The sequence below is a fragment of the Sphaerisporangium sp. NPDC005289 genome, assembly GCF_040607455.1.
In the GTDB taxonomy this organism is placed as follows: Bacteria; Actinomycetota; Actinomycetes; order Streptosporangiales; family Streptosporangiaceae; genus Sphaerisporangium; species Sphaerisporangium rhizosphaerae.
Genome location: NZ_JBEXGS010000013.1, coordinates 116,762 through 141,485, shown reverse-complemented (window position 1 = coordinate 141,485; position 24,724 = coordinate 116,762). Strand labels below are relative to the sequence as shown.

Annotated in this window: 26 protein-coding genes and 1 pseudogene; 11 read left to right on the top strand and 16 right to left on the bottom strand. The window is 71.1% G+C overall.

The features are described from left to right. Positions 1–31: 31 nt before the first annotated feature. On the bottom strand, positions 32–304 hold the full coding sequence (locus ABZT47_RS23245; RefSeq protein ID WP_354845627.1) for a hypothetical protein: 273 nt from the start codon (positions 302–304) through the stop codon (positions 32–34). Positions 305–478: 174 nt separating this feature from the next. Here ABZT47_RS23245 and ABZT47_RS23240 point away from each other — a divergent pair, with 174 nt between their 5' ends. The 3 genes from ABZT47_RS23240 (at position 479) to ABZT47_RS23230 (ending at position 2,651) form a co-directional block, all read left to right on the top strand. Continuing rightward, positions 479–688: an EF-hand domain-containing protein gene (locus tag ABZT47_RS23240; RefSeq protein WP_354845625.1), complete on the top strand. Its 210-nt coding sequence runs from the start codon at positions 479–481 to the stop codon at positions 686–688. 204 nt (positions 689–892) lie between these two features. Next, positions 893–1,492 (top strand): RNA polymerase sigma factor, encoded by a 600-nt coding sequence (locus ABZT47_RS23235; protein ID WP_354845622.1) that lies wholly within the window; start codon positions 893–895, stop codon positions 1,490–1,492. Further along, positions 1,485–2,651 (top strand): CU044_5270 family protein, encoded by a 1,167-nt coding sequence (locus tag ABZT47_RS23230; RefSeq protein WP_354845619.1) that lies wholly within the window; start codon positions 1,485–1,487, stop codon positions 2,649–2,651. The genes ABZT47_RS23235 and ABZT47_RS23230 overlap by 8 nt, the downstream gene beginning before the upstream one ends. Here the strand turns inward: ABZT47_RS23230 and ABZT47_RS23225 are convergent. The 3 genes from ABZT47_RS23225 to ABZT47_RS23215 all read right to left on the bottom strand — a co-directional run bounded on the left by ABZT47_RS23225 (position 2,606) and on the right by ABZT47_RS23215 (position 5,808). Next, positions 2,606–3,301 (bottom strand): hypothetical protein, encoded by a 696-nt coding sequence (locus ABZT47_RS23225; RefSeq protein WP_354845617.1) that lies wholly within the window; start codon positions 3,299–3,301, stop codon positions 2,606–2,608. The genes ABZT47_RS23230 and ABZT47_RS23225 overlap by 46 nt on opposite strands. A 113-nt stretch (positions 3,302–3,414) precedes the next feature. Next, positions 3,415–4,692, bottom strand: a complete 1,278-nt coding sequence (locus ABZT47_RS23220) for a hypothetical protein (RefSeq protein ID WP_354845614.1) — start codon at positions 4,690–4,692, stop codon at positions 3,415–3,417. Positions 4,693–4,965: 273 nt separating this feature from the next. Next, entirely contained in the window at positions 4,966–5,808 is an 843-nt protein-coding gene (locus ABZT47_RS23215; protein ID WP_354845611.1) for a helix-turn-helix transcriptional regulator, read from the bottom strand. A gap of 290 nt (positions 5,809–6,098) precedes the next feature. Between ABZT47_RS23215 and ABZT47_RS23210 the strand changes: the two genes are divergently transcribed. After that, entirely contained in the window at positions 6,099–7,121 is a 1,023-nt protein-coding gene (locus tag ABZT47_RS23210) for an aldo/keto reductase (RefSeq protein ID WP_354845608.1), read from the top strand. Positions 7,122–7,257: 136 nt separating this feature from the next. Here the strand turns inward: ABZT47_RS23210 and ABZT47_RS23205 are convergent, their stop codons facing one another. Next, the gene (locus ABZT47_RS23205; protein WP_354845605.1) at positions 7,258–7,872 is read right to left on the bottom strand and encodes a histidine phosphatase family protein; all 615 of its coding nucleotides are present in this window, start codon (positions 7,870–7,872) and stop codon (positions 7,258–7,260) included. Between the two features lie 128 nt (positions 7,873–8,000). After that, positions 8,001–9,443, bottom strand: a complete 1,443-nt coding sequence (locus ABZT47_RS23200; RefSeq protein ID WP_354845603.1) for a PEP/pyruvate-binding domain-containing protein — start codon at positions 9,441–9,443, stop codon at positions 8,001–8,003. Between the two features lie 58 nt (positions 9,444–9,501). Here ABZT47_RS23200 and ABZT47_RS23195 point away from each other — a divergent pair, with 58 nt between their 5' ends. Next, entirely contained in the window at positions 9,502–9,897 is a 396-nt protein-coding gene (locus tag ABZT47_RS23195; RefSeq protein WP_354845600.1) for a DNA-binding protein, read from the top strand. Further along, positions 9,894–10,529: a transcriptional regulator gene (locus ABZT47_RS23190; protein ID WP_354845597.1), complete on the top strand. Its 636-nt coding sequence runs from the start codon at positions 9,894–9,896 to the stop codon at positions 10,527–10,529. The genes ABZT47_RS23195 and ABZT47_RS23190 overlap by 4 nt, the downstream gene beginning before the upstream one ends. Before the next feature lie 17 nt (positions 10,530–10,546). On the opposite strand, the gene ABZT47_RS23185 is transcribed toward ABZT47_RS23190, so the two are convergent. Next, a complete protein-coding gene (locus tag ABZT47_RS23185) occupies positions 10,547–11,191 on the bottom strand; it encodes a helix-turn-helix domain-containing protein (RefSeq protein WP_354845594.1) in 645 nt (214 codons plus the stop codon). Positions 11,192–11,343: 152 nt separating this feature from the next. Next, a complete protein-coding gene (locus ABZT47_RS23180; protein ID WP_354845591.1) occupies positions 11,344–12,369 on the bottom strand; it encodes an aldo/keto reductase in 1,026 nt (341 codons plus the stop codon). A 133-nt stretch (positions 12,370–12,502) separates the two neighbouring features. Here ABZT47_RS23180 and ABZT47_RS23175 point away from each other — a divergent pair, with 133 nt between their 5' ends. Continuing rightward, entirely contained in the window at positions 12,503–13,054 is a 552-nt protein-coding gene (locus ABZT47_RS23175; protein WP_354845588.1) for a TetR/AcrR family transcriptional regulator, read from the top strand. Between the two features lie 81 nt (positions 13,055–13,135). On the opposite strand, the gene ABZT47_RS23170 is transcribed toward ABZT47_RS23175, so the two are convergent. Together ABZT47_RS23170 and ABZT47_RS23165 are read right to left on the bottom strand one after the other, a co-directional pair. After that, a complete protein-coding gene (locus ABZT47_RS23170) occupies positions 13,136–13,528 on the bottom strand; it encodes a hypothetical protein (RefSeq protein WP_354845585.1) in 393 nt (130 codons plus the stop codon). Continuing rightward, complete coding sequence (locus ABZT47_RS23165) at positions 13,525–13,947, bottom strand: hypothetical protein (protein ID WP_354845583.1); 423 nt, start codon at positions 13,945–13,947, stop codon at positions 13,525–13,527. The genes ABZT47_RS23170 and ABZT47_RS23165 overlap by 4 nt, the downstream gene beginning before the upstream one ends. A gap of 166 nt (positions 13,948–14,113) precedes the next feature. On the opposite strand from ABZT47_RS23165, the gene ABZT47_RS23160 reads away from it, so the two are divergent. Continuing rightward, positions 14,114–15,481: a helix-turn-helix transcriptional regulator gene (locus ABZT47_RS23160; protein WP_354845580.1), complete on the top strand. Its 1,368-nt coding sequence runs from the start codon at positions 14,114–14,116 to the stop codon at positions 15,479–15,481. 453 nt (positions 15,482–15,934) lie between these two features. On the opposite strand, the gene ABZT47_RS23155 is transcribed toward ABZT47_RS23160, so the two are convergent. Continuing rightward, entirely contained in the window at positions 15,935–16,372 is a 438-nt protein-coding gene (locus ABZT47_RS23155) for a TIGR03618 family F420-dependent PPOX class oxidoreductase (protein WP_354845577.1), read from the bottom strand. A 359-nt stretch (positions 16,373–16,731) separates the two neighbouring features. Between ABZT47_RS23155 and ABZT47_RS23150 the strand changes: the two genes are divergently transcribed. Continuing rightward, positions 16,732–20,031, top strand: a complete 3,300-nt coding sequence (locus tag ABZT47_RS23150) for a glycoside hydrolase N-terminal domain-containing protein (protein ID WP_354845573.1) — start codon at positions 16,732–16,734, stop codon at positions 20,029–20,031. A 110-nt stretch (positions 20,032–20,141) separates the two neighbouring features. Here the strand turns inward: ABZT47_RS23150 and ABZT47_RS23145 are convergent. After that, positions 20,142–20,308 (bottom strand): annotated as a pseudogene (locus ABZT47_RS23145) (single-stranded DNA-binding protein); the annotation flags it as partial. 50 nt (positions 20,309–20,358) lie between these two features. Between ABZT47_RS23145 and ABZT47_RS23140 the strand changes: the two are divergent. Further along, positions 20,359–20,526, top strand: coding sequence for a hypothetical protein (locus ABZT47_RS23140; RefSeq protein WP_354845571.1), 168 nt, complete (start codon positions 20,359–20,361; stop codon positions 20,524–20,526). Between the two features lie 80 nt (positions 20,527–20,606). On the opposite strand, the gene ABZT47_RS23135 is transcribed toward ABZT47_RS23140, so the two are convergent. The 4 genes from ABZT47_RS23135 to ABZT47_RS23120 form a co-directional block, all read right to left on the bottom strand. Then, positions 20,607–22,874: a tetratricopeptide repeat protein gene (locus ABZT47_RS23135; protein ID WP_354845569.1), complete on the bottom strand. Its 2,268-nt coding sequence runs from the start codon at positions 22,872–22,874 to the stop codon at positions 20,607–20,609. A 328-nt stretch (positions 22,875–23,202) separates the two neighbouring features. Beyond that, entirely contained in the window at positions 23,203–23,622 is a 420-nt protein-coding gene (locus tag ABZT47_RS23130; RefSeq protein WP_354845567.1) for a DUF4158 domain-containing protein, read from the bottom strand. Between the two features lie 52 nt (positions 23,623–23,674). Next, positions 23,675–23,980, bottom strand: coding sequence for a hypothetical protein (locus ABZT47_RS23125; protein ID WP_354845564.1), 306 nt, complete (start codon positions 23,978–23,980; stop codon positions 23,675–23,677). Continuing rightward, a complete protein-coding gene (locus ABZT47_RS23120) occupies positions 23,980–24,255 on the bottom strand; it encodes a hypothetical protein (protein ID WP_354845926.1) in 276 nt (91 codons plus the stop codon). Before ABZT47_RS23120 ends, ABZT47_RS23125 begins: the two co-directional genes overlap by 1 nt. Between ABZT47_RS23120 and ABZT47_RS23115 the strand changes: the two genes are divergently transcribed. Then, entirely contained in the window at positions 24,157–24,723 is a 567-nt protein-coding gene (locus ABZT47_RS23115; protein ID WP_354845561.1) for an RNA polymerase sigma factor, read from the top strand. The two genes, ABZT47_RS23120 and ABZT47_RS23115, sit on opposite strands and share 99 nt — an antisense overlap. Position 24,724: the final 1 nt, after the last annotated feature.

Sequence of the window (24,724 nt, the reverse complement as noted above, 5' to 3'; positions counted from 1 at the left end):
GCCTTCCTCCGGGAGGGCGGCCTCACCGCTCTCAGGGCTGCTCGCCCAGGCGGCGGCGCAGGTCCTCGCGGCGGGCCTCCAGCGTGTTCATGAGCTGTTCCTGCTCGTCGGCCATGGCGATCAGCATGGAGACCTCGGCCGCGTCGGTCGGGGCCTCGGCACTGCTTCCGACGGTCCCGCGCAGCTCGGCCACGGTCTCGCGGAGCTTCACCAGGTCTTCCTCGACCATGTCGAGCTCTTCCCGTAGCCGGGCCTGGTCACGCTCGGCGGCCATCAGCGTTCCCTTCTTCTCACCAACTCTCACCAACCCCACATACCCATCTGCGGCACGGCAATCCCGGACGGGCGTCGGGCCCGCCCTGGTACGGCGCGCGCGGACGCGGAACGGCGCCGCAGGGTGACGTAAGTGAATGAAATCCCGAAATGGTGGCAGTTGGCGCACTAAGGTGCTGGACGACCTAACTCGCGAGGAGTGGCTATGAGCGATTACGCGGTGACCTTCGACCTGGTAGACGTCGACAAGGACGGGCTCATCTCGGCCGGGGAACTGCTGCGGCTGATGGACGTGCTCGGCCAGCCCGTGTCCCAGGAGGCCGCCGACGCGGCGGTCCAGAAGCTCGACCTCGACGGCGACGGGCGCATCTCGCTGGAGGAGTTCTCCCGCTACCTCGCCGCCACGACCGGCTGACCCGTCCGAACGGTCATCGAAAGCCCGTCAGGTCGCCGCTCTCACCGGAGGGCCTGGCGGGCGCGCAGGTAGATCTCCACGCTCACGCCCCGTAAGAGCCGAAGGGGTGTCGCCGTACGGAGAACGGCGAAAAAGTGGGACCTGAGGATGCTCGTGCCGCCAAGTAGAGGGTGGAAGCACCGAGAATCCGAAAGAGGACCGCACGTGATAGGTGCCCAGGCACTGCTCGAGGGCTCCACTGCCGACGACTCGACCGTGATCGCGCGTTCGCTGGAGCAGCCCGAGATGTTCGCGGTGGTGTTCGACCGGCACGCCGACGAGATGTTCCGGTACGCCGCGCGGCGTCTGGGGGCCGAACTGGCGGAGGACGTCGTGGCCGAGACGTTCCTGGTCGCGTTCCGCCAGAGGGCACGATACGACCTCGCGCGTCCCGACGCCCGTCCGTGGCTGTACGGGATCACGACCAACGTGGCCTCGCAGCACCGGCGGGCCGAACGCCGGCGCACGCGCGCCGCCGCGCGGGTCGCCGCGGACCGTCCGGGCACCTTCGAGGAGCGCAGCGACGAACGGGTGGCCGCACAGCAGCTCCAGCCGCGGCTGGCACGGGCGCTGGGCGCGCTGTCGGCCCGCGAGCGCGACCTGCTGCTGCTCGTCGCCTGGGCGGACCTGAGCTACGAGGACGTCGCCGAGGCCCTCGGCATTCCCGCCGGGACCGTGCGCTCCCGGTTGCATCGCGTCCGCGTCAAACTCCGCCGGGCGCTCGGTGGCAGCGACCCCCTCACCTTGGAGCACCAGCATGGCTGACGAGATCCAGTCGTTCAGGGACGGCCGTCCGGACGCCCCGCCGTACCGGCCCGGCGCCCGGGAGGGCGCGCGGCGCCGCCTGCTCGCCGAGGCCGCGAACGGTTCGCGCGCCCGTCCCCGTCTCTTCCGGACGGGCGTTCCCCGGCCCGGCTGGCAGGCCGCCGCGGCCTTCGGGGTGACCCTCGCCCTGGTGGGCGGCGTCGGTGTCGCCCTCTCCTCGCGTCCCGCACCCGTCCCGAGGCCGGCCGCCGTCGCCACCGCCGCCTCACCCGAGCCCGCGACCGACGCGGTGTCGCTCGCCCCGTCCGTGGACGGCACGGAGCTGCACCCCCGGCCCGGGCAGTTCGTCCTGGTGGAGTCGGAGACGATGTACACGATGTCCACACTGTCCACGGTGTCCACGGCCTCCTCCGCCGGTCCGCAGGGCGGGACGCGCTACCTCTACCGGACCAAGCGCAAGATCTGGCAGTCGGCCGACGGGACGGCGCGCGGTCTGCTCTCGATCGAGGGGCTGCCGTCCAAGCCGTGGCCCGGCGAGTCGCTCCCCGCGGACGCTAAGGGATGGCCCGGCGGGCAGTGGCACGACATCGCCGGGCACTGTCCGGGCACGCCCGACGACTCCCGCACCGACTACGCCTACGTGAGCACCCTGCCCGCGGACGAGGCCGGCATGCGCGAGCACCTCTACGCGCGGCCCGGAGGGAAGGTGGGCGCCGACGACCAGGCGTTCACGGCGGTGGGCGACCTGGTGCGCGAGAGCTACCTGCCGCGCGCCCAGCGGGAGGCGCTGGTGGCCGCGGCCAAGACGATCGGCGGCGTCGAGGTGGCCGAGGGCGTCGAGGACGCCGCCGGGCGCCGGGGCACCGCGCTCGGCAGGGCGCGCGACGGCGTCCTCACCCAGCTCATCTTCGACCCGGCGACGTCCATGTACCTCGGGGAGCGCGGCACGGTCGTCGACGCCAAGGCCGCGGGCGCGCCGGTGGGCAGCGTCCTGGCCCTGACCGCGCTGCTCAAGGCGTCGGTGGTGGACGAGCTGCCGAAGGTCGGCGGCACTGACCGGGACGGCAGCTGCGAGCAGGGTCCGGGCACCCCTGACGGCGGCGCGACGCCGGTTCAGACGAGCCCGACCACGAAGCCCTCGTCCCGCACGCCGAGGTAGAGGTTCGGCCGGTGGGCCCGCATCCCCCGGTCGATGGGGTCGATGTGCTTGGGCGCGGACCCCAGCGGGAGACGGTAGCCGTTCCGCACCCGGTGGAACTCCCAGAGGGGCTCCATCTCGGGGTGCCTGACCCGGAAGCCCGGGTCGGCCGGGAACAGGTCGACCCGGACCATCACCTTGCGCGGCAGCAGGTAGTCGTCCAGCTTGAACCGGCGCTGGACGGTGCGCGAGACGGCGACTCCGGACAGCTCATGCCAGGGGACCGCCCATGACGTGCCGCGCGGGTCGTCCCACCGGATGCCGACCTGCTCGATGACCAGCTTGCGCGGCCGGGTGATCTTGCGCCAGGCGAGCAGCGGGAGCAGCCCGAGGGCGATGAACACCACGCCGAGGACTCCGGCGACGACGGTCGTGGCGGGTCCGCCGTCGACCTGGCCGGTCAGCGCGGACGCCACCGTGACCACGCCGAGCGTCCCGGCGACGACGGCGGCCGCGACGGCCTTGGCCTTGGAACCGGCCCCCACGTCGACCACCACCGGCTCGGCCGCCGCCTGCGGCCGAGCGCCTCCCTGCGGGGACCGCCCCAGCGGCGAGGCGGCCTGCACGAACTGGCCAGGGGGGATCCGCTCCCCCGGTCCCGGATATGCCACAGGGGGATGGTAGAGCGAAACATTAGCGAAATACCGGAATTCGCACTGACACGCCGCAGAAATCCGGAGTTATCGCGCTATGTCATAGCCAGACCCCGCCGGGGAACCGGCGGTCACTCGGTGACGTACACCTGGCTGAAGACCTCGGAGAGCTTCTTGAGGTCCTGAGTGATGCCGACCTCGGGGGCCGCCGGGCTGTACATGGTGGACAGGCGGCGCTGGAGCGGCTGGAGCTTGGTGAGCTGCTCCCAGGCGGGCGTGGAGGCCAGGCCCGATCCCATGACGCGGTAGGTCGCCCCCGAGGTGTCCTGCCAGCGGGTCCACAGGTTGACGGTGGCGGCGCCGTCCTTGAGCGGGGCGGCGATGCGGTCCTGTGCCACGGCGGCGGCCTGCTCGGTGGTCAGCGGCGAGGCGTTCTTGCCGGCGAGCCCGGCGTCCTCGGCGGCGATCTGCGCGAGCGTGTCCCAGGCCAGGGACTTGACCTTGCTCCACTGGTTGCGCTGCGCCTGCTGCGGCGTGATCTTCCAGGTGGCGTACGCCGACGACAGCAGGCCGGAGTCGAGCGCGAGCTGGTCCACCGAGCCGGAGGTCAGCAGCGGCTCGATGTGCTCGGGGGTGAGCAGCGGGTACTTCTTGGTCATCTCGGTGCCGCAGGAGTCGTCGGCGCCGCACCCGAACGCGGGGACCACGGTGTGCACGCCGAGCTTCTTGCCCGGGGCGATCTGGTGCAGGGCCTTGGCGGCGGCGGTGACGAACCCGCTCATCTCCTCGGGCGTCTTGACCGCGCCGTTGTAGCCGAGCTGGGAGGTGAAGCGGATGCCGACGACGCCCGGCTGCGCGGCGAGCGCGCCCACCTTGCGCACCGCCGCGGCGAAGGCCGCTGCGCCGGCCTTGTAGTCGTCCAGCAGCTCGGTGTCGACCCAGACCCGCATGTTGCTCGCCGCGGCGGCGGCGATCGCCTGCCCGGCGGGGGTCTGCGCGGCGGCGGCGATCTCCTGAGGGGTCACCGAGCAGTTCTCGCCGGCGGTCTGACAGGCCGGCGGGGTGCTGTCGTCCTGGTAGTCCTGGGGAGCCGGGTCGCCGTCACCGTGCGCCTGGCCGTCGCCCTCGCCCTCGGCGGAGCACTGCTCGACCGTGCAGTCGATCCAGCCGACCGGGTACTCGGTGGCCTCCTTCAGCTTCGCGCCGTCGTCCTTGGCCCAGAACCGGACGATGTCCAGCGCCTCGCCCGGGTCGGCCATCCAGAAGCACTGAGGGTCGGACTGCGAGCCGCCGTTGGTGACGTTCTTGCAGTCCTCGGCACCGTCCTCGGAGAACGCCGTGGCGGCCGGGATGCCCACCGCGAGAACGGTGAGGGCGGCGCTGAGGGCGAGGGCTCTCCTGATTCGCATCAAGCGTCTCCTTGGGCGGGGCGATATTGCCGATGATCGTGCAAAACGATCGAAACGACTGTATCGGGCACATCTCTACACGACCAGAGGAACGAAGGGATCGTGTCAACACAGGAACCCCGCCCGGCGCGCCGACCCCCCTCCCAACTCGCAGGACCCGCGCAGTCCCTCGCGCCCCCCGGCCGGATTTCACCGACCCGTATCCCCTGCGTCACCCGGAGTTCCGGCAGCGCCCGAGCGCCCGCCCCAGGCGGACGGACCCGGCGTACCGGCTCAGCCGCGGGTCAGGTCCTGCAGGCCGACCACGCGCAGCAGTTCGAGCCGCTCATGAGACTCGCTGCCCGGACGCGCGGTGTAGACCACGAGCCGCTGGTCGTGCTCCGGGCTCAGCAGTACCTCGCAATCCAGCTCCAGTGGGCCGACGACGGCGTGCAGGAAGCGCTTGACGTCGGAACGGCGCACGGCGACGTCATGGGCGTCCCACAGCGCCGCGAACTCCTCGCTCCTGGCGCGGAGCCCCCGGACGAGCCCCGCCAGCCGCGCGTCATCCGGGCGGCGGGCTAGTGTGGCGCGCAGATCCGCCACCGCCACGCGGGCGGCGCGGGCGTGGTCCTCCGCCGGGAACAGCTCGCGCGCGGACGGGTCCGTGAAGTAGCGCCAGACGATGTTGCGCTCCGCCTCGGGGCGGGCGGACGCATCGCCGTTGAGCGCCTTGGCCATCGCGTTCTGCGCGAGGATGTCACCGCGGTCGTTCACCACCTGGGCGGGAGTGTCGGTCAGCCGATCGAGGACCAGGAGCAGGCCGGGGCGGACGTGCTCGGTGGTCGGCCGGTCCCGCGGGGGCTCCTCGCCGGCCAGATGGAAGAGGTGGTCCCGCTCGTCGCGGGCCAGCCGCAGCGCGCGGGCGACGGCGGCGAGCATCTGGCGGGACGGGCGCGAGCCCCTGCCCTGCTCCAGCCGCGTGTAGTGGTCGGTGGACATGCCCGCCAGCTGCGCCACCTCCTCACGGCGCAACCCCGGAGTACGGCGCCGGGCGCCATGCGGCAGGCCCACGGCGGCGGGGGTGAGGCGGGTGCGGCAGTGGCGCAGGAAGTCGGCCAGCTCGGGTCTGTCCACACCTCCACCATGCCTCGGAACGCCGGCCGCAGCCAGGGACGGCCGCTCCCAGGATAAGGACGTCTCTCCCGCCGGCGCCCGCACCTGCCGCACGATGAGAACCACCCCGGCGGACCGGCGGCGCCCCGCGGGTGCGACGAGACGAGCACAGCCGAGGTCCCGCACGCCGCACGCGGCACCTCCCTCCATGACACGCCCCTCCAAGACACGCCACATCCGGATCCGGCATCCCTGGATGTGCCGGTCGGACGAACGACCCCGCATCACCCACCAAGAAAGGCGGAGATCGCATGCGATACCGCACGCTCGGCCGGACCGGTATCAAGGTCAGCCCCTACGCGCTCGGCGCACTGATGCTCGCCACGTCCATCGGCAACCCCGACCCCGACGACTCGGTGCGGATCATCCACAAAGCGCTGGACGCGGGAATCAACTTCATCGACACCGCCGACGTCTACGGCGACTCGGAAGAGGTCGTCGGCAAAGCGCTCCAAGGGCGGCGTGACAACGTCGTCCTGGCGACCAAGGTGAGCCGCCCGATGGGTGAGGACCCCAACCAGCAAGGCGCCTCGCGGCGCTGGATCACGACCGCGGTCGAGAACTCGCTGCGCCGCCTGCGGACCGACCACCTCGACCTCTATCAAATCCATCGGCCGGACCCCACCACCGACATCGAGGAAACTCTCTCCGCGCTCACCGACCTCATCCGCAGCGGAAAAGTGCGTGCGATCGGGTCGTCCGCCATGCCCGCGTCCGACATCATCGAAGCCCAGTGGGGCGCCGAGCGGCGCGGCCTGGAGCGGCTCCACACAGAGCAACCGCCCTACTCGCTGCTCAACCGCGGCATCGAACGCGAAGTGCTGCCGATCACCCAACGCTACGGGATGGGCACGCTGGTGTGGGGCCCGCTCGGGCAGGGACTGCTCACCGGGCGCGTGCGCAAGGGCCGGCAGAACGAACTTCGCCGCGCGGGCCTCGTGAGACACCTCAACGACGAGCGTCGCCTCGACGTCGTCGAGCAATTCGTTTCGCTCGCCGAGGAGGCGGGCTTGCCGCTGACCCACCTCGCGACGGCGTTCGCGATCGCTCACCCTGGCGTGACCAGCGCGATTGTCGGGCCACGTACGATGAGCCACCTCGACGACCTGCTCGCCGGCGCCGACGTCACCCTCACCGACGACATTCTCGACCGGATCGACGAGATCGTCCCGCCCGGCACCGACGTCGGCACGCTCGACCAGGCTTACGTGCCCCCACCCCTCCAGGATCCGAACCTCCGCCGCCGCCCCATCAGCGAACGCACCGCCGCCTGACGGGCCGGGCCGGCCGCCCGGCTCCGCCTCGCGACACGCTGGTTCGAACCCGGATTTCACGCACCCGTACGACCCGCGTCACTCCCCGTTCCACCACCCCGCCCGTCCGACACGTCTACGGACGGCGGAAGCGGCCTCACGGCCTCACGCGTTCTGAGAACCCGGTCCAGCGCAGCTCGGCCGGGAGGTGGCTCATGTCGTTGAACATCACGATCGCGGGCGGCAGGCCGTCGCGGTAGTCGATGACCGTCAGTGCGGTGTTGCCGCTGTTCAGGCCGAGCCACCGGGACGGCGGCGCGTCCAGCGCGTGCCGCACCAGCCAGGCGATCTGAAAGGCGTGCGTCACCAGGACCTCGTGCGTGTCGGCCCCGGTCCCGGTCCCTTGCGAGGCGGGGGCCTTGGCGAATCGGGCGACCAGCGCGTCGGCGAGCCTGCGGCCCAAAGCCACCTCGGTGTCGTCGTAGCCGTCGAAGAAGCCGGCCTGGGACGGGGGCAGTTCAGCCGCGGTGGGAACGTAGGGCACGTGGTCGACGAGTTCGGCGGCCTCGGCCACGGGCACGTCCGGCAAGTGCCGGGCGAGTTCGTGCGCGCTCGCCACCGCGCGCGGCAGCGGGGAGTGCCACACGGCGTCGACCGGCACGCCGGCGAGCCGCTCGCCCAGCAGGCCCGCCTGCCGGCGCCCGATGTCGGTCAGCTCCCCGGCCGCGTCGGCCGCGCCGTGGCGTACCAGGTAGAGGTGTCGCGTCGTCATGAGCGGTGAGGATACGGGGCGCCCTGGACGGGCCCGTCTCCCATCTCCTTCCGATCGTGGGTGCGGGCCCGGCGATGGTACGGGCGCGGCGCCGCGCCACCTCCGGCCCGCCGGCGGCGCACCGCTCGTCAGCCGGCGGCGGTGACGGTTCCGGCGGTGCCGTCGATGGTGACGACGGTCTCGTCGCGCAGCCTGCTCGTCGCGTCCGCGACGCCGAGGACGGCCGGAATGGCCTGCTCGCGAGCGACGATCGCGGCGTGGGAGAGCACGCCTCCGGTCTCGGTGACGACGCCCGCGACGACGCGCAGCAACGGCGTCCACGCGGGGTCGGTGAACGGGCAGACGAGGATGTCGCCCCGGCGCACGCGCCCGAAGTCGCCGGGACCGCGCACGACCCTCGCGGCGCCGGTCACGGTCCCACGGCTGCCCGGAGTTCCCCTGAGCACGGTGTCCCCGGTATCCCCAGCGACCCTCGTGTCCCCGGCGATCCCCGTGTCCCCGGTGTCCGCGGTGCGCGCGCCGTCGTTGGCGTCCTCGGTGTTCCGGGTACCGTCCATGTCCTCGGCTTTCGCGGCGTTCGCGGTGTCCGGCGCGACGGGGGGCGCGGCCGGTGGCGGGGCAGGCGGCGGGGGCGCGGCGGTGACCGGCCGTGCCTGCAGGACCCAGAGGCGGCCGTCGGCGATCGCCCACTCGATGTCCTGCGGTCCGCCGAGCACGGCGGCGATCCGCCGTCCCAGCCCGGCCAGCCGCTCGGCGGTCGCGTCGTCGATCGCCTGCTGCTCACGGGCACGGATGGGCACCTCGGAGACCACGAGCCGCGCGCCGTGCCGATCAAGGCGGGTCCGTTTGTCCCCGACGGTGCGCATGACCGAACCGTCGCCGGCGACGCGGTAAGCGTCCGGGGCGACCTGTCCCCCGACGACACTGGGGCCGAGGCCGAAGGACGCCTCGATCAGGGTCGGCTCGTCCGCGTCCGCGGGCGTGAACATGACCCCGGACACCTCGGCGTCCAGGTGGCGTTGGACGATGACCGCCATCGCGAGATCGCCGGCCGACCGGCCGGAGGCGTCGCGGTAGTCGATGGCACGCGGAGAGAACAGCGAGGCCCAGCAGGCACGTACGGCATGGGCGACGTCGGCGGTGCCGCGCACGGCGAGAAAGCTCTCGTGCTGCCCGGCCGCCGACGCCTGGCCGGTGTCCTCGCCCGCCGCCGATGACCTCACCGCCACGGGCCGATCGCCGAGCTCGCGGAGTCCTCGCCCCACCGCCTCGATGACGGTGGCGTGGACCGGACGGGCCTCGATCGCCCGCCGCGTCGCGTCGAGCTCGTCCGGCCGGCCGATGACCCGCACGGTGGCCAAATTGTCCGTCACGGCCGTGAGCCGCGAGGTGGCGCGATCCGGGTCGCGGGCGGACCGCCCGATGTCCAGGTCGCGGACCGCGGCGCGATAGGCCGCGTACGGGAGGACGAAGCCGTCCGGCACCGGCAGGCCCGCGCGGAGCAGCGCGCCGAGCGCGCCGGCCTTGCCCCCGCAGGTGTCCGCGACGGCCTCCCCGAGGGGTATGATCACCCGTCCACCCTTCAACGTTCTGTTGACAACTTTTCGTTGATTCTGCATCCTGATCCGCATGTCACGCAAGCAGGACATCGCTCACACCGAGCGCGCCGACCACGCCCAGGCCCAGCGCGAGCGCGACGCGCGTGGGCGTCTCCTGACGCTGGGCGCCGATGCGCTCGAGGCCCGCCCGTGGCGCCCCTCACCCGTCCCGCTGTCCGCGGTGGACCTGGTGAACTTCGCCGTCTGGCGCTGGGCGGACCTGACCCCGGAGGACATCCTGGGCGCGCTCGCCCTCATGCCCGCCGCACGCGCCGAGGTCGACGCGCTTGAAGCCGGCCTGCTGTTCACGGCCCGCAGCGCGGGGCTGACCTGGGCGCAGATGGCACAGGCGATGGGGTTCAACTCCCCGCAGGCATGCCAGCAGCGCTACACCCGGCTGACGACGCGGCGGGAGGCCGGCTCATGACGCAGGACTCCGCACCCGACCTGCTGGTCCTGCACTCCGTGCGCGTCACCGGGTTCGCCGACACCCCGGTGATCGCTCGTCGGTACGGGCTCGACCCGGCCGAGACCGAAGAGACGCTGCGCGACGCCGAGGCGTACGGATGGGTCCAGCACACCGCATTCGCCGGAACCGCAGGGTGGTCGCTGACCGAGCGGGGCAAGGCCGAGAACGAGCGCCGGCTCGCGGCCGAGCTGGCACACGCCGACGGCGCCGAGGAGGTCCGTGAGGTCTACCGCGCGTTCCTCCCGCTGAACGCCCTCCTGCTCCAGGCCTGCACCGACTGGCAGCTCCGGCCCACCGCCGGCGACCGGCTCGCCGCCAACGACCACTCCGACCACACCTGGGACGCCCGGGTCCTGCGGGAGCTCGGCGACATCGGCCGCGCGCTCACGCCGCTGACGGACCGGCTCTCACGCGTCCTGGTCCGCTTCCAGGGCTACGACGAACGGTTCGTAACGGCGCTGGAGCGGGCGCGAGCCGGGGACGGAGCCTGGGTCGACCACACCGACGTCGACTCCTGCCACCGCGTCTGGTTCGAGCTCCACGAGGACCTCATCGCCACCCTCGGCCTCGACCGCCACACCGCCCCCTGAACCTTGCTCAGGTGAGCTCAGGTGAGGGCTTCGCTCAGCTCGACGGCCGCGGCGACGACGCGCGGGCCGAGGGTGGCGGTGTCCAGGGCGCCGAAGGTCACGATGCCCACCGACGCCTCCAGCCACGGCAACCTCGGCAACGGAGCGGCGACCCCCCGGGCGCCCTCCTGGAGCTGCCCTTCGGTCACCCTGTAGTCGGTACGGCCCTCGCGCAGGGCCACGATCGCCAGCCCGGCGGCGCCGCGCGACAGAGGATGGCGGGCGCCCTCGCGGTAGGCCACGTGCATGTCGGTCCACGTGGGCTCGACCACGGCGATGGCCAGCCCCTCGTCGCCCTCGGCCACGGTGAGGTGGGCGGTGGCCCCGGCGTCCTCGGCGAGCCGGCGCAGCGCCGGGAGGGCCGCCGCTCTGAGGAGGGGCTGGACGGCGCGGGCCAGCGCGAGGACGCCGAAGCCGAGATGGGCCCGCCCTTCGGCGTCCCGGCGGGCGAAGCCCTCGTTCTGCAGCGTGGTGAGCAGCCGGTAGACGATCGGACGGCTCAGCCCGAGCTCCTGGGCGAGCTCGGTGGGAGTACGGGCGCGGTGGCCGTCGGCGAGCAGCCGCAACAGCCGCAGCCCCCGCTCCAGCGTCTGCGCCGACTCCGGACTCCCCTTGTGATCCACCTTCCCGATTATCCGGCCCCCGCCCCCACCACCGCCCCTCCCACCCCGCACCACCCGCACCCGGTCACCACAACCCAATGGCCCACCGGGCGCGGCTCCCCACCCCGGCCATGTGCGCCCCCGCACCCGGCCCGACGCGGTCGCCGGCGCGCCTAGGCGGCGGGGCGTTCTTCGAGTGTGCGGCGACGCAGGCCGACCTGCTGGAGCGCTTGCGGCTTGTAGGCCATGTCGAGCCGGCCGACGTCGGTGCCGGGAGCGACGATGGCGTCGATCTCGTCCAGCAGGGCGTCGTCCAACGTGGTGTCGGCACCGGCGAGCAGGTCGTCCAGGTGCCCCATGGTGCGCGGGCCGATGATGGCCGAGGTGACCCCGGGGTGGGAGACCGCGAACGCCATCGCCAGGTGGGTGAGCTTGATGCCGGAGCGTTCGGCGAGCGGGATGAGCTGCTCGACCGCGTCGAGGCGGCGCTCGTCGCGGTAGTGCTTGAAGAGTCCGCCGCGGTGGGTATCGGCCTGCTGCCCCTTGCGGTAGCGGCCGGTGAGCATGCCCTGAGCGAGCGGGCTCCAGACGAGCGTTCCGATGCCGTACTTCTGCGCGATGGGCAGGATCTCGCGTTCGATGCCGCGGTCGAGGATGGAGTACGCGGGCTGTTCGGTGCGCAGGCGTTGCAGTCCGCGGGACTCGGCGATCCACTGGGCTTCGACGATGGTGGAGGCCGGGAAGGCGGACGAGCCGACGGCGCGGACCTTACCGCTGCGCACCAGGTCGGTCAGGGCCGACAGGGTGTCCTCAAGGTCGACCGTGTCGTCGAGGCGGTGGAGCTGGTAGAGGTCGATGTGGTCGGTGCCCAGGCGCCGCAGCGAGTCTTCGACGGCGGTCATGATCCAGCGTCGGGAGGTACCGCGCTGGTTGGGGTCCTCGCCCATGGTGCCGTTGACCTTCGTGGCGAGGACGACGTTGTCGCGACGGCCCTTGAGGGCCTTGCCGACGATCTCCTCCGACTCGCCGCGGGAGTACACGTCCGCGGTGTCGATGAAGTTGATGCCGGAGTCGAGGGCCTTGTGGATGATGCGGATCGAGTCGTCATGGTCGGGGTTGCCGATGGCGCCGAACATCATGGCCCCCAGGCAGTAGGGGCTGACCTGGATGCCGGTGCGGCCCAGCGTGCGGTACTTCATGCCTGTCCTCCGGTACTGCTGCTGTTAGAATCGATAAAACGGAACGCCTTACCATTTAGAGAATATGGAACGCCTTCTCAGTTAGCAACCGGGGGGACACGTGAGCACGCCTCAGCCCGAACGGACCCGTCGGGTGCGCGCAGACGCGCAGCGCAGCGTCGACGCACTGGTGGATGCGGCTCGTGAGGTGTTCCTCGAAGCGGGCGTGGATGCCCCCGTGCGCCAGATCGCAGGCCGTGCGGGAGTCGGTCTCGCCACGTTCTACCGACACTTCCCCGAACGCTCGGACCTGGTCTCGGCCGTCTTCCGGCATGAGGTGGACGCCTGCGCCGACGAGGCGGCCGTCCTGGCCGCAACCCAGGAGCCCTTCGAGGCCCTGGCCCGTTGGCTGCACCGGTTCACCGGGTTCGTCGGAACCAAACGCGGGCTGTCCGCAGCCCTGCACTCGGGCAACCCCGCCTTCGAGCCGCTGCCCGCCTATTTCCAGCAGAGATTCGAGCCCGCACTGCGACAACTTCTCGAAGCGGCAGCAGCCGCCGGGGAGGTCCGCGCCGACGTCGCCCCGTTGGACCTGCTGTACGCCATCTCCCGGATCTGTACGGGAGGCGTGGACCGCACCGCCGACGAGCGGATGGTCGCGCTGCTCGTCGATGGACTTCGCTACGGAGCCCGGCGCGACCACTGAACCGGACCTTGCCGGAGATCTTGGATTTCCTCGTACGCCCCGATGGCGAATCCGCAGATCGATCACGACTCAATGCGCGCCCTAGTGGTCCGCCCCGCCCTCGCGGTGTTCGCGCTCGGGGGCGTGCGCCGACCCTGCCGCGTCCGACGCGATGTCCTCGGCGGCGCAGGCCGGGTCGGCCGCCGCGCACGCCCGCACAGGCAGGCCGTCGGGCCGCTTGACGAGGTACCAGGCCCCGCCGCCGGGTACGTCGACCACGGCGACGGTGGCCGCCGGCCGGCCGCACCCGTACACGTCCATCTCGGGCGGCAGCAGGAAGCCCCTGTCGAACCCCCATCGCATGGGGAGATGGACGCGCTCGACGTGGCGGCAGCGCAGGCCATGGGACTCCAGGTACTTGGCCAGCTCACGCAGCGCCCGGCGATGCTCCTCGGCCCGCCCCTCCGGCATGCCGTACATCAGCGTGCCCGTCATCCCCGGCTCCCGACGCGGGGACCGAGCATCCCGCAACGCGGCGTCCACAGCTCGGGCGTCCCCAGCTGCGGCGTCCGGGGGCGAGGGACGGGGCGCCTGCTCTCGGAGTCGCGCATGAGGGCGCGGAGCTCGCCGGGAGTGGCGGCCTCGACCAGCGGCTCCGCGACCTCGGCCGTGCGGGCGATGGCGTAGAAGCGGCGCGAGTAGACCCCGTACATCACCAGCCACCCGGGTTCCAGCAGCCCGAGTTGCCCGGCCCTGGCCTGCTGCTTCTCGTCCCACGCCTTCCGCCCGCCGTCCGGGGCAAGAGGTTCGGGCATGGTCGCGGGCCGCCGGAGGCGGTGCCGGCCGGTGGGGGGACGTCGCGAGAACGGGAGGCGGCCGCGGCCGGGACGGCGGCGCGCATCGAGGAGGGCCATGTCGTACTCCTGATCGACCTGTGGACAACTCAGCGAACTGGCATTCTGTAATCGACTCGTCATTTAGAGTCACCAGTACGTTCGTACGCGTCCAGCCGCCGGACAAGAGCTGATCGACAGTGCTGATCCACTGTCGATCGCCAGCCCTTTGGGAAGGAGAAACGGCATGCCCGCCCCCCGGAAGAGCAGCGACCGTTATCGGTCAATGGCACACTATTTCGGCGCACTGATTCGCGATCTGCGCGATTCGTACGAGTCACGGGTCGGCGAGCCGCTCACCATGTCCCACCTGGCCGCCCGCACGGGCTACTCGGCGTCAATGATCGGCCAGATCGAGCGCGGCGAGACCCTCCCCGAGTCAGGCGCGCGCGTGGAGTCCCTGGACGACGCTCTGCATGCCGGGGGCCAACTGAAAACGCTCTGGCCCCTGGTGCAACGCCTGGGCCACCGTCCCCTCGAAGAACTCGCCGCAACGACAAAGCGCATCAATCCGGGCTACCGTGAAAACGCACCCTGCGCCCTCGCCGGAGGAGACGACATGGAACGCCGCCATTTGTTCCAATTGGCCGGATGGGGCCTTCTCGCCCAATCCCCCATCTTCACCAACGGCGAGCACATCCGACAAATGCTCGAACGCTCGCTCGGCACCGCCGAGGGTCGTGCCCTGGACCACTGGGAGGCCGTCTGCGCCGACCACACGCACGCCCTGCTCGCCCAGCCGGCCACCGAAGCACTAGACGATCTTCTGGTCGACCTGGCCATCCTGCAGCAGCAGATGTCGATCGCGACTCCCGAGCAGAGCGCTCGCCTGCAACGCATCGCGGCATGGATGTCCACCATGCACGCCAACCTGCTCACCAGGCTCGGCGAGTACGGCCCCGCCCGCCGCTGGTGGCGCACGGCCCGCCAGGCCGCCGACGCATCTCACGACGCGGACATGCGGGTCTGGGTTCGCGGCGCCGAGGCCGTGTTCGGCCTCTACTCGCCACGTCCCGTCGAGACGGTGCTCACCCTGGCCCGAGACGCCCAGACTCTCGCGGCCGGGCGCACCACCCCGGGCCTGCTCCAGGCCGTCGGCGCGGAAGCCCAGGCGCTGGCCGTAATGGGCAGGCGGCAGGAGGCCCGCGAATCCGTCCGCCACCTGCACGACCTCGTCGACCGTTCATCCCCGGACGGGCAAGTCGGCTGGTCGAGCGACTGCACGTGGTTCGTCTCCTCCTGGGTGTACTCGTTCGAGGGAGCGACCGAGTCCGGCCGCGAGGCGCGCGACAAGACACTCGCGCAGTCTCCGGCTTACCAGAACGCCGCCAACGTCCGACTGCACGAAGCGATCAGCGTCGCCAGCAGCGGCGGCCATAACGAAGCACTCCGGCTGGTCACGCAGCTGCTCGCCGACCTCGATCCGGCCTACCGCAGCCGCATGATCACCCACACCGCCCGCAGAGTGCTCGACACCGTCCCCTCCGACCGGCGAGCCGCCCTCCCGGCCCTCCCCGACTACCGCGCCGCCCTCAACGCCCCCACCTCCACCTGAACGAACGGCACACGACCAAGCGATCTCCATCGACTGAGGCCGGGTCATGAGCGGACCACCAGACGATCAGCGTCCCTTGCCATCTCCGTTCTCTTCTTCCAGGTGGCGGAGCCTCTCATCGACCTCTTCGACCTCCGGCACATCGCTCTTGGCGTGACGGGCCGGGGAGCGTGAGGGGCCGGAGGCCCTTCGCCGGGGGCGTGGGGGAACCCCCACAGAACACCGCCCTCGCGTCAATGCGCGAAGCGCGCCGCCGCGAGGACCACGACCCAAGCCGCAGGCCTCACCACATACCCAAGCCGGGAACACCGCCCTCGCGTCGATGGGCGAAGCGCGCCGCCGCGAGGACCATGACCCGAACCGCAGGCCCCACCACCTACCCGAGCCGGTGGGGCGCCGGATGCCCATCAGCCCACTCAGTCGCGCCGCCCGCGGTGGGCGATCGGGTGTCGTTCAGTTGCTGTAGATGCGGGCCGGGGCGAGCAGAACGACGGTGCGGCGTTGTTCGGCCATGACGCGGTCGTACTCGTCCCAGTCCTCGTGGGTGCCGCCCGCGGCGGTGAACACCTCGCGCCGCAGCAGTCGCAGCCTCTCGACGTCGATGCCCTCGACCGGGTCGTCCGGCCCGATGAGTTCGGCCGTGCCCTCGATGGTGGCCCAGGTCCAGCCTGACCGCGCCGTCACGGTCACCTGGGGGCGCGCTCGCAGGTTGGCCAGCTTGACCTTGCCGTAGGTGACGAACCCGAGCACCGGAGCGCCGGTGAGCGGGTGGGGCAGCGCGCCCGCGTTGACCAGCGACGCCTGAATCGTGCCGTCCGCCCGCAGCGTCGAGACGACGACCAGGCCCTGCTCCTTCGCCGCCAGCGCGGCGAACTCGTCCAAGGTTGTCATACCCACCATCCTGACCCCCACCAGCCACCGAGGGGGGCCATGGCGGCGCCGACACCCCGACGGCCTCGCCCGGCCGAACGCCCATGATCTGCCGGTGTCCGGGTCGCCACGGCAGGGGGCACGCTCAGACATTGGATGTCTGCGACTTGGCATGCGACGTATCGGTGGAGTTTTGGCGTTAATTAGTACAACTGTTGACCCATACATCGAATGTTTGTAGCTTGGTGATCACTCCCCAGAACAGTGCTTCGTGATGCCGCCGGTTCCGCTGAGCTCGCCTTCCTCACCGAGGTCGAGCTCGTCTCCGCATGCGTGCGGCGCCGGCCGCTCGCAAGGCCGCAGGCGCTTGGAGAAGCGAGATGGCAGATCTGACGCGTAGGCAACTGATGAAGTTCGGAGCGGCCGGAGCAGGAGCTCTGCTGTTGCCGATGCAATGGACGGCGGCGGCCCGGGCCGCCTCGGTGGCGCCACCCGAGGTGCGCGCCGCGGACGACCTGGCGCTGTGGTACGACGAGGCCGCCGGCACGGACTGGCTGCGCGCGCTGCCGATCGGCAACGGACGTCTCGGCGCCATGGTGTTCGGCAACGTGGACCAGGAGCGCCTGCAGCTCAACGAGGACACCGTGTGGGCCGGCGGGCCGTACGACCAGAGCAACCCGAAGGGCGCGGCGGCGCTGCCGGAGATCCGGCGGCTGGTCTTCGAGAACCAGTGGGCGCAGGCCCAGAACCTGATCAACCAGACCATGCTCGGCAGCCCCGCGGGCCAGCTCGCCTACCAGCCCGTCGGCAACCTCAGGCTGAGCTTCCCCGGCGGCACCGGCGGGGTCTCGGAGTACAACCGCCAGCTCAACCTCACCTCCGCCACCGCGTCCACGACCTACGTCCAGAACGGGGTGCGGTACCGGCGCGAAGTGCTCGCGAGCGCGCCCGACCAGGTCATCGCCATCCGGCTGACCGCCGACAAGCCCGGCTCCATCACCTTCTCAGCGACCTTCGACAGCCCGCAGCGCACGACGCGCTCGAGCCCGGACGGCACGACGGTCGGCCTTGACGGCATCTCGGGCGACTTCGAGGGCAAGAGCGGCTCGGTCCGGTTCCTGGCGCTGGCCAAGGCCGTCGCCGAGGGCGGCAGCGTGACCAGCTCCGGCGGCACGCTGCAGGTGTCCGCCGCCGACAGCGTGACGGTGCTCATCTCCATCGGCACCAGCTACGTCAACTACAAGGACGTCGGCGGGGACTACCAGGGCATCGCGCGCGAGCACCTCGACGCGGCCCTGGGCAAGGACTACGACGCGCTGCGCGCCCGGCACGTGGCCGACTACCGCAAGCTGTTCGGCCGGACGGAGCTCGACCTCGGCCGCACCGCCGCGGCCGACCAGCCGACCGACGTGCGCATCGCGCAGTACGCCTCCGCCGACGACCCGCAGTTCTCCGCGCTGCTGTTCCAGTTCGGCCGGTACCTGCTGATCAGCTCCTCGCGTCCGGGCACCCAGCCGGCCAACCTGCAGGGCATCTGGAACGACCAGATGGCCCCGCCGTGGGACTCGAAGTACACCATCAACGCCAACCTGCCGATGAACTACTGGCCCGCCGACACCACCAACCTGTCGGAGTGCTACGAGCCGGTGTTCGGCATGGTCAAGGACCTCGCGGTGACCGGCGCCCGCACCGCGCAGGCCCAGTACGGCGCCGGCGGCTGGGTCACCCACCACAACACCGACGGGTGGCGGGCCACCTCGGTCGTCGACGGCGCGTTCTGGGGCATGTGGCAGAGCGGCGGCGCGTGGCTGTCCAGCCTGATCTGGGACCACTACCTGTTCACCGGCGACCTCGGCTTCCTGCGGGAGAACTACCCCGCGATGAAGGGCGCCGCCCAGTTCTTCCTCGACACCCTGGTGGAGGAGCCGACCCTCGGGTGGCTGGTGACCAACCCGTCGAACTCCCCCGAGCTCGGCCACCACCCGGACGCCAGCGTGTGCGCCGGCCCCACCATGGACATGCAGATCCTGCGTGACCTGTTCGACGGCTGCGCCAAGGCGAGCGAGGTCCTCGGCGTCGACGCCGACTTCCGGGCCCAGCTCACGGCCACCCGCAAGCGGCTGGCCCCGATGCAGATCGGCTCGCGCGGCAACATCCAGGAGTGGCTGTACGACTGGGTGGAGACCGAGCGCAACCACCGGCACATCTCCCACCTGTACGGCCTGCACCCCAGCAACCAGATCACCAAGCGGGGCACGCCCGAGCTGTTCACGGCCGCGCGGCGGACGCTGGAGCTGCGCGGCGACGACGGCACCGGCTGGTCGCTCGCCTGGAAGATCAACTACTGGGCGCGGATGGAAGAGGGCACGCGGGCCCACGACCTGGTCCGCTTCCTGGTGACTCCGGCCCGGCTCGCGCCGAACATGTTCGACCTGCACCCTCCCTTCCAGATCGACGGCAACTTCGGCGCCACGTCGGGCATCGCCGAGATGCTGCTGCAGAGCCACACCGGCGAGCTGCACGTGCTGCCGGCGTTGCCGGAGGCGTGGCAGAGCGGGCGTGTCAAGGGGCTGCGCGGCCGCGGCGGCCACACCGTGGGCGCCGCGTGGAGCGACGGGCAGGCCGACGAGTTCACCATCACGCCCGATCGCGACGGCGTCGTCAAGCTGCGCGGCGAGATGTTCGCCGGCCGCTACAAGGTGAGCGACACCCCCCACGGCCATGCCCACGTCAAGAAGACCGGGGCCGATCTGATCGAGCTCACCGGGAAGGCCGGGCACACCTACCGCGCGTACACCCTGCAGAAGATCAAGCTCGCCGCCCCCGCCGAGGTCAGCCCGGGCCAGGAGGCCAAGGTCAGTGTCACCGTGCGGGCCATCGAGATGCCGATGGCGCCCAAGGCCACCGTGACCATGGAGGCCCCGGACGGGTGGACCGTCACCCCCGCGCAGATCGTGCTGCGGCCGCTGAAGCCGAACTCGGAGACCACCGTCGAGTTCACCCTCACCCCCGGCGCGAGCGAGCCGGCGGGCGCGGTGGTCCTGGTCGCCACGGTGAGCGGCCATGACTGGGCCGCGTCCGCCAAGGCCACCGTCCGGGTGTGGGACGGCCGGGAGGCGCCGCTCTCGGAGAGCTTCAGCAACGTCGGCGTCACCGACGACACCAACACCGACCCCGGGAACATCGACGGCGGCGGCGCCAGCATCTCCGCCCAGGCGCTGGCCCAGGCCGGGGTCACCCCGGGCGGCACGGTCAGCAAGGGCGGGGTGAACTTCACCTGGCCCGACGTCCCGGTGGGCAGCCCGGACAACGCCATCGCCTCGGGACAGTCCATCAAGGTCACCGGCACCGGCAAGACGCTCGGTTTCCTGCTGACCGGAACCTACGGCGCGGTGTCCGGGCCGGCCACCATCGTCTACAAGGACGGCACCAGGCAGACCTTCACCCTCAGCTCCCCTGACTGGTACGGCGCGCCGAGGCCGGAGGGCGTCGCCGCCGCCGTGGCCGCCTACCAGAACCGGCCGGGAAACCAGCGGGCCAACACCGCCGCGACCATCTACTTCGCGGGCGTGGCGCTGCAGGACAAGGAGGTCTCCCGCGTCGACCTGCCCAACATCAGCCGGCAGGCGGCCTCGGGCGTCGCGACCATGCACATCTTCGCCATGGCGATAGGCGGCTGACACCACCGCACCGACCCCCTGACCGAAGGCCCGCGACGTGGCCACATGCCCACGTCGCGGCCCCCGGCAGCACTCAACCGCTGCAGCCGTCCCAGCTGCAGCGGTCAGTTCAGTAACAGGCTCTCGCCGTCCTTCCACTCGTTGCTCTGCCGATCCATGAAGCGCGGGTTGGACGCGATACGAGATCGGGCCACGGCCTGCCCCGAAGGGGTGAAACGCAGCTCTGGCTCGTCGACCAGGTGCCGACGACAGTGAGGGTGGTATCGCCGTAACTCAAAGCGCTGTCCTTTCCGTAGGTGGCATGCCGGAACGGCACAGAATGCGGGCGTGCCGCGTGGCAAGTCCGCCGCCCGGCCTCGCCCGATTCAGCCGGCGAGCACCGTCGGCTCCTGGTGGAACAGCGCCCCGGCCATCCGTACGCAGTCGTCGCAGACCCGCGTCGTCGGGCTCGGCCAGGGATGGCTCTGCCCGACAGTGGTGCTGTTGCCACAGTGAGAGCAGGCACTAGCTCCAGACCTCCTGCCGTTTCTCCCAGGCGCCGAGGCCGACAATCGCGTTGGTTAACGGCATCCCTTTCATGGTTCAGCGAGTCGGCGGAGTTTCGCGCCGATCTCGTCGGCATCGGGATACCCAGGGCCGGTACCGGCTCGGACGACGCCGAGCTGGTCGAGGATGGTCAGGGTCTGCCGCCAGGCGGCGCGCGCGGCGTCGTGGTCCCCAGCCGCGTGGAAGGCGTCGCCGAGGTGATCCAATTGATCGGCGAGGCGGTGCCGGTCGCCCAGTTCCGCGGTGATGGCACAAGCCCGCTGGAGGTAGTCGATAGCCTGCTCGTACTGGCCAAGGCGATGGTAGGCGTAGCCGAGACTATCCAGGGCGGACGCTTCACCTCGGCGATCACCGACCTGCCTGTTGAGAGTCAGCGCCTGCCGGCAATAGGACAGGGCCGGCTCGGGCTCGCCGAGCAGGGCGTGGTACCAGCCGACGTTGTTGAGGTTTTGGGCCAGTGACCGCAGCGAGTCGGTGGTGCGGGCTAAAGCGACCGCCCGCTGGGCGTGGGTGAGGGCGTCGGTAGGGTTGCCCTGCTGTTCGAATACGGCGCTGATCCGGTTGTAGACGTCGGCTTGGCCGAGTATGTCGCCGAGTTCAGCGAACAGGACGAGGGCCTGGCGGAGGTGGTCGTGCGCCTCGTCGTAGCGTCCGAGCCAGGCCAGGGCGCGGCCCAGTCTGCGGTGGGTATGGGCCTGCCCGGGGCGGTCACCGAGACATTGCACGGCTCCTAGGGCAGTGCCTTCGATGGCAACCCAGTCGGCCCAATGCCCCCGGCGGACGAAGAACTCTGTCAGCTCGTGGGGCAGTTGCCAGGCGTGGTTGTGGTGCCCGGCGTCGACGGCGAGGTGGATCGTCGCGAGCAGCACGGCGTACTCGGCTTCGAACCAGGCCAGCGCTGAGGCCACCTCGGTGATCTCCTCCGCCACGACGCCGGGCACCGATGCGGTGATGGTGATCGGGTCGTAGCGCGGGTGCAACAGCAGGTTGGCGGCGTACGTCGTATGCAGGTAGTGGTCCAGCATGCGCCGGCGGGCCTCTTGCCGCTCGTCATCGCTGTCGTGGGTACCGGCCAGTTCGGTGGCATAGGCCCGGAGTAGGTCGTGGAAGCCGAACCGACCGGGCACCTGCTCGGCGAGCAAGTGGTATCCGGCCAGGTCGGCGATGGCCCGCCGCGCCTGGGCGAGGTCGATGCCGGCCAGGCTGGCCGCGGCCGCCGCGGTGACGTCGGGTCCCGGATGCAGCCCGAGCAGCCGGAACAACCGCGCCGCCGCCGGGTCCAGCCGCTGGTAGGACCAGGAGAACACCACACGAACGTCGACGCTGACCTCGCCCCCCTCGAACCCCTGCAATCCCCCCCGGGTGTGCCGTAGTTCCCGCGCTAAAGCCGCCAGGGAAAACTGCGGATGCGCGGCGGCTCGGGCGGCCACGACGCTGAGCGCCAACGGCAGCCGCGCGCACAGGGTAATGATCTCCTCCACGGCCTGCGGCTCGGCCGCCACCCGGTCCGGCCCGAGCCGACAGGTCAGCAGCTCTCGGGCTTCGGCGTCGGGGAGCAGGTGCACGGTCAACGGCCGGGCGCCCTCAGCCGCGATCAGGCTGGTCAGCCGGGTTCGGCTGGTCACCAGCACGAAACACCCCGGCGTGCCGGGCAGCAGCGGCCGTACCTGTGCGGCGTCGCGGGCGTTGTCCAGTAGCACCAGCATCCGGCGACCGGCCAGGATGCTGCGGTACAGGCTCGCCTGGGCGTCCAACCCGACCGGGATACGCTCGGAAGGGACTTCAAACGCGTCCAGGAACCCCCGTACCGCGTCGGCGGGGCTCATTGGCGGGCCAGCCGGGTCGAATCCCCGCAGGTTCACATACAACTGCCCGTCCGGGAACCGGTCGGCTACCCCGTGTGCCCAGCACACGGCCAGGGCGGTCTTGCCGATCCCGGCGGTGCCGTCCACCGCCGAGATCACCACGGTTGCGGCCGTACTGGTCGATTCCAGCAGCGACGTCAATGCGGCCAGCTCGCCCGTCCGGCCGGCGAACCCCGCCACCGCAGTGGGCAACTGCCGGGGCACGGTTAGCGCCGGACGCGTCCCATCGCCCCCCTCACCACGCAGATGCCGATGCGCCGCCCCGCCGGCGAGGGCCGTATCAGTGCGCGCGGCCGGCCGCAGCGCCAGCCCGCCGAGCAGAACCTGCGCCAGCCCGGTGACCAAGCCCGCGACAGCGAGGAACGCGGCAGCCCAATCGGCTTGGCCGCCCTGCGCCCGTACCACATAGAACAGCCAGACGCTGCCGGACAACAAGGTCACCCCGACAGCCAGCAGTGCCCACCGCCACCACCGCGACCGCCGCCGCGATCCCGCTATGGGATCAGACACGCCGGCCTCCTGCGGGGAGGCCGGTCCTCAGGCCAGCGACACATATCCGGGCTCCCATCGGCCCGGGCGCCGATCCGGTGCACAGTGGCGATCAGCAGGTCGACCAGGTTGGCGGTGACCTCCCGTCCCCGCTCGGCCACAGCATCGACTCTAGGATGCGGCTGGTCGTCTCCGGGCCGAGCCGGGTCGAGATCCGAGCGAACCAGGTCTCTTCGGCGTTGTGCAGAGCCGACCGCACGATCCGGGTGATCTACCTCGCCGTCGGTGGTTCGATGCGCTCCTGGCGGCACTGCTTGATCAGCTCCTCCCGTACCCAGTCGGGATGCCGTTCGGCGTGCGCTACGTTGACCGCCAGCCAGTCGGTCAGCTTGCCCGCATCAGCGACCGAGCACTCGCGATACCCCAGATGGGTGCGTATCTCGCGGCGGTGCCGTTCGATCGTTCGCCCCGACCACTCGTACATGCCCAGACTGCTCGCCGACGTCTTGGTCTGGCGCGCCAGATAGTCGACCGCCTCATCGGGAAGATCGGCCCGGCACCGGGGAAAGCGTCCGTACTGCGTGTAGTACTTCAGCAGCAGCGCGAATCCCAGTCGGGTGCTCTCGTGCTTGGCGCCTACCAAGCCGACCTCGTCGCTGAGCACAGTCCAGTGCTCGACCAGCTCATCCATGCCGAGCGGTGGACGCTCCATGCCCTACAAATCAGCGCAAGGCAGTCGAGCATTACAGGAGCTCAGATAAGGGACAGCCCCAATTGGCGGCTGGTGACACGTGGGTTAGCGGCACCCCCGTCTGGGGGATGGTGCCTGCTGTGAGCATCTCCGGGGCCAGGGTGTAGGCGCCGCCGATGTGGCAGACGGCCGGACTGCGGGTGTCGTCTAGGACGACGATGCCGCCACGCTGGGAGGCGCCGGCCCGGGGCACCTGCACGGTCCTAACCTGATGCTCGGCCAGCAGCGGATAGATGTACTGCTCCACCAGGGCGGCGGTGACCGCCCATTCGTTGCCGGTCTGCGCGGTGAGGACCATCAGGTCGCCCAGGGAAAGTCCCGGCTGGCGGGTTCCAGCAGCCAGGGCAGCAGCACCTTTTGAGGCGGCGGCAGGGCGCCCAGCGGCTCGGGCTCGGCGAGGCGGGACCTTGTGAAGCATTTCGGCCTGGCGCGGTAAGTACGAGTGACCGCATACGCCAAGAAAGGCCGGTATGCATGACAATCCCCCGCGAAGCTGTCGAGGTCCATGATGCGACCATCATCGAGAGATCGCTCGATGATCCCGAGATCTTCTCCGTTCTGTTCGACCGGCACGCACCGCTCCTGTACAGGTACGCGGCCAGACGCCTGGGGCCCGGCGAGGCAGAGGACGTCGTGGCCGACACCTTTCTGGCCGCCTTCCAACGTCGAGGCGACTACGACCGGAGCCGCGGCGACGCCCGGCCGTGGCTGTACGGGATCGCCTCCAATGTGATCGGCAAACGGCGGCGCACGGAGATGGGCCTCTACCGCGCCTACCTCCGCAGCGGCGTGCATCCGGCGGAGTTGTCGGGCCTTCAGGTGGAGGACGGCGTCAACACCCTGGCCGTGAACCAGCCGCTGGCCAGGGCGTTACTGGGGCTCGCCCAGGCCGATCGCGACGTGCTGCTGCTCGTCGCGTGGGCGGACCTGAGCTACCAGGAGGTCGCCGCCGCGCTCGCCATCCCGCCGGGAACCGTCGCCTCGCGCCTCAACCGGGCCCGTCTGCAGATCCGACGCACCCTGAACCAGCAAGGAGAATGAC

What these genes read in the sequence shown, in the direction of transcription:
- ABZT47_RS23160 (WP_354845580.1), top strand. Translation starts at nt 14,114, where the DNA reads ATGCCCGCCCCCCGGAAGAGCAGCGACCGTTATCGGTCAATGGCACAC.
- ABZT47_RS23240 (WP_354845625.1), top strand. Translation starts at nt 479, where the DNA reads ATGAGCGATTACGCGGTGACCTTCGACCTGGTAGACGTCGACAAGGAC.
- ABZT47_RS23155 (WP_354845577.1), bottom strand. Translation starts at nt 16,372, where the DNA reads ATGACAACCTTGGACGAGTTCGCCGCGCTGGCGGCGAAGGAGCAGGGC.
- ABZT47_RS23195 (WP_354845600.1), top strand. Translation starts at nt 9,502, where the DNA reads ATGTCACGCAAGCAGGACATCGCTCACACCGAGCGCGCCGACCACGCC.
- ABZT47_RS23115 (WP_354845561.1), top strand. Translation starts at nt 24,157, where the DNA reads ATGACAATCCCCCGCGAAGCTGTCGAGGTCCATGATGCGACCATCATC.
- ABZT47_RS23180 (WP_354845591.1), bottom strand. Translation starts at nt 12,369, where the DNA reads ATGAAGTACCGCACGCTGGGCCGCACCGGCATCCAGGTCAGCCCCTAC.
- ABZT47_RS23125 (WP_354845564.1), bottom strand. Translation starts at nt 23,980, where the DNA reads ATGGTCCTCACCGCGCAGACCGGCAACGAATGGGCGGTCACCGCCGCC.
- ABZT47_RS23170 (WP_354845585.1), bottom strand. Translation starts at nt 13,528, where the DNA reads ATGACGGGCACGCTGATGTACGGCATGCCGGAGGGGCGGGCCGAGGAG.
- ABZT47_RS23150 (WP_354845573.1), top strand. Translation starts at nt 16,732, where the DNA reads ATGGCAGATCTGACGCGTAGGCAACTGATGAAGTTCGGAGCGGCCGGA.
- ABZT47_RS23210 (WP_354845608.1), top strand. Translation starts at nt 6,099, where the DNA reads ATGCGATACCGCACGCTCGGCCGGACCGGTATCAAGGTCAGCCCCTAC.
- ABZT47_RS23230 (WP_354845619.1), top strand. Translation starts at nt 1,485, where the DNA reads ATGGCTGACGAGATCCAGTCGTTCAGGGACGGCCGTCCGGACGCCCCG.
- ABZT47_RS23190 (WP_354845597.1), top strand. Translation starts at nt 9,894, where the DNA reads ATGACGCAGGACTCCGCACCCGACCTGCTGGTCCTGCACTCCGTGCGC.
- ABZT47_RS23165 (WP_354845583.1), bottom strand. Translation starts at nt 13,947, where the DNA reads ATGGCCCTCCTCGATGCGCGCCGCCGTCCCGGCCGCGGCCGCCTCCCG.
- ABZT47_RS23205 (WP_354845605.1), bottom strand. Translation starts at nt 7,872, where the DNA reads ATGACGACGCGACACCTCTACCTGGTACGCCACGGCGCGGCCGACGCG.
- ABZT47_RS23130 (WP_354845567.1), bottom strand. Translation starts at nt 23,622, where the DNA reads ATGGATGAGCTGGTCGAGCACTGGACTGTGCTCAGCGACGAGGTCGGC.
- ABZT47_RS23220 (WP_354845614.1), bottom strand. Translation starts at nt 4,692, where the DNA reads ATGCGAATCAGGAGAGCCCTCGCCCTCAGCGCCGCCCTCACCGTTCTC.